General features: G+C 77.1%; 2 protein-coding genes. Both read left to right on the forward strand.

Features of this window, described 5'->3' with window-relative positions; genetic code table 11:
- Window positions 1-25: 25 nt before the first annotated feature.
- Complete coding sequence (locus FGF04_RS38915; protein WP_149516113.1) at window positions 26-841, forward strand: class I SAM-dependent methyltransferase; 816 nt, start codon at window positions 26-28, stop codon at window positions 839-841.
- A partial coding sequence (locus FGF04_RS38920; RefSeq protein ID WP_235882745.1) for a CoA transferase occupies window positions 838-2,197 on the forward strand: 1,360 nt, incomplete at its 3' end. The genes FGF04_RS38915 and FGF04_RS38920, both read left to right, overlap by 4 nt.

Consider the following 2,197-nt stretch of genomic DNA (forward strand, 5'->3'; position numbering starts at 1 on the left):
CCGCACACATGACGGAGGAACCCCCGTGCACCCCCTGGCATCCCGCCCCCGCTACCTCTTCAAGGACGATCCCGAGCTGCTCCGCGAGCAGTTCCGCTGCCTGAGCGACGCCTACGACCCGATCACGCTGCCCCGACTGGCCGCCACCGGCGTCACCGAGGGCTGGCGCTGTCTGGAGGTCGGCTCCGGTGCCGGCACCGTGGCCCACTGGCTCGCCGAGCGCGTCGCGCCCACCGGGAGCGTGCTCGCCACCGACCTGCGGCCACCCGCGTTCGACGCCCGGCCGGGGCTGACCGTCCTCACCCATGACATCCGCCACGACCCGCTGCCCGAGGCCGCCTTCGACCTGATCGTCGCCCGTCTGGTGCTGCAGCACCTGCCCGAACGGCGCACGGTGCTCGACCGCCTGGTCCGGGCCCTGGTGCCCGGCGGCGTGCTGCAGATCGACGAGCTCGACACCTCCTACGAGCCGCCCCTGCTCACCCCGGACGGGGAGTCGGCACGGCTCTACGCCAAGTTCACGGCGACCCGGTCGGCGGCGATGCGGGCGGCGGGCGGCGACCCGCACTGGGGGCGGCACGTCCCGGCGGCCCTGCGCGCCGCCGGACTCGTCGACCTCGACCCGCAGCCGCACATCCTGCTGCGGGGCCCCGCGTCGGCGGCCCTGCGGCTGCAACTGCACCTCTCCCACCACCTGCACGACCAGTTGCTCGCCGCCGGCATGACGGAGGACGAACTGCTGCGCGTACGGGAGCTGATGCGTGACCCGTCCTTCCACGCCGCCTCCAGCGTCCTGTACTCGGTGCACGGCCGCCGTCCGGGCCCGCGGAACGCCTCGTGAGCGCCCCGCCCCTGCGCGGCGCGGGCCGGACGAACGCACCGGCGCTGGCCGCCGGCGTCGCCGCCCGGCTGCTGCGGCCGGTGCGCGCCGACACCGCCGCGGTCTCCTGCGACATCGGCTGGGCCGGGCCGATCGCCCTGCCGCTGGGCGACGAACGGGCCGTGCAGGCCGCCTGCGGCATCATGCACGTGCACGGCAGGGCGAGCGGCCGGCCGAGCCCCCTGGCCGTCGACTACGCCACCGCGACCGCGGGGGTGCTGGCCGCGCAGGGCGTACTCGCCGCGCTCGTCGCCCGCTCCCGCGGGACACGGGTGAGCGAGGTGCGCACCTCCGTGGGGCAGGCCGCCCTGCTGTCCCTGGTCCAGTACCTGGCGGCCGACACCACGGACGACGGCCCGCGCGAGCCGTCCGGCCGCGGCGGCGCCACCTTCACCAGTGCCGACCGGGTGCGCTTCGAGTGCGAGACGTTCGAGCCGCTGCACTGGCGCCGCTTCTGGCAGCTGCTCGGCGCCGATCCGCGGGCCGGCGCCCAGGGCTGGCGGCCGTTCCAGCAGAGGTTCGCGACCGCCACCTGCCCGCTGCCCGCGGCGCTGCACCTGGCCGCCGGGCGGGCCCCCTTCTCCGCCGTCCGGTCGGCGGCCGCCCGGGCGCGGGTGAGCGTGGTGGCGGTGCAGGGCGATCCGCGGCCGCCCGACGTCCCGCCGTTCACCGTCACCGCACACCACAACTCCGGCGCCGGCTCCGGCTCCGGCTCCGGTCTCGCTCCCGTCCCGGGCCCGGAGTCCGGTGCCGGCCTCCGCGAGCCGGGCCGCGCGGGCGCCGGCGGTACCTCCGTCCGGCCGCTGGAGGGGGTGCGCGTCGTCGAGTCCMCCCGCCGGGTGCAGGGCCCGATGGCCGGGCACATCCTGCACCAGCTCGGCGCCGACGTGCTGCGCATCGAACCGCCCGGGGGCGACCCCATGCGCGGCATCCCGCCCATCGCCGGCCGGTGCTCGGCCCGCTTCAGCGCCCTGAACGCCGGCAAGACCACCACCGAGATCGACCTCGGCACCCGCTCCGGCCGCCGGGCGGTGCACGAACTGGCCGCCACCGCCGACGTCTTCGTGCACAACTGGGCGCCGGGCAAGGCCGCGCAGTGGCAGCTGGACTCCGGGGACCTGCACGCCGCGCACCCCGGTCTGGTCTACGCGGCGGCCTCCGGCTGGGGCGCCCGCCCTCCCGTACCGCTCCCGCTGGGCACCGACTACCTGGTCCAGGCGCACAGCGGACTGGGGGCCGCCCTGCGCCCCGCCGACGAACCGCCCGCACCGTCCCTGATGACGCTGACCGACCTGCTGGGCGGGCTGGTCTGCGCCC

Origin of the sequence: Streptomyces apricus, assembly GCF_008369065.1 — a bacterium.
GTDB lineage: Bacteria > Actinomycetota > Actinomycetes > Streptomycetales > Streptomycetaceae > Streptomyces > Streptomyces apricus.